General features: G+C 63.8%; 1 protein-coding gene. It reads right to left on the reverse strand.

Annotated features, from left to right (window positions below):
* Positions 1-119: 119 nt before the first annotated feature.
* The gene (locus CXP40_RS23560) at positions 120-545 is read right to left on the reverse strand and encodes an organic hydroperoxide resistance protein (protein ID WP_106735689.1); all 426 of its coding nucleotides are present in this window, start codon (positions 543-545) and stop codon (positions 120-122) included.
* Positions 546-564 lie beyond the last annotated feature (19 nt).

Raw genomic sequence — 564 nt, forward strand, 5'->3', positions numbered from 1 at the left:
GAGCGACGCGCTGAGAGCGATGGCGGTCAGTGCGGTGGCGAACAGGGTGCGGGTTTTCATAGTGGTTCTCCTCTTGAGGCCGCGCTCGGGCTCTGGCCGCGAGCGCTGGCTGCTATCTGTCAGACGATGGTCAAAGTGACGTCGATGTTGCCGCGGGTGGCGTTGGAGTACGGGCAAACGATGTGCGCGCGATCCACCAGGGTTTGTGCGGCATCGCGATCCAGGCCGGGCAGGCTGATGCGCAGTTCCACTTCGATGCCGAAGCCGGTGGGGATGGCGCCGATGCCAACGGTGCCTTCGATGAAGGTGTCAGCCGGGATGCTCAGCTTGTCGCGGGCGGCGACGAATTTCAGGGCGCCGAGGAAGCAGGCGGAATAACCGGCAGCGAACAGCTGCTCCGGGTTGGTGCCGTTACCGCCGGCGCCGCCGAGTTCTTTCGGGGTGGTCAGGGCGATGTCGAGGATGCCGTCGGAGGACACAGCGCGGCCTTCACGGCCACCAAAGGCTTCAGCGGTTGCACGGTAGAGAACGTTTTCGATAGTCATGGCATTGATCCTTGTCGGT

Origin of the sequence: Pseudomonas sp. YY-1 (genome assembly GCF_002843095.1) — a bacterium.
Taxonomy (GTDB): domain Bacteria; phylum Pseudomonadota; class Gammaproteobacteria; order Pseudomonadales; family Pseudomonadaceae; genus Aquipseudomonas; species Aquipseudomonas sediminis_A.

Excerpts from the sequence above, each read along its gene's own strand:
- CXP40_RS23560 (WP_106735689.1), bottom strand. The coding sequence starts at position 545 with ATGACTATCGAAAACGTTCTCTACCGTGCAACCGCTGAAGCCTTTGGT.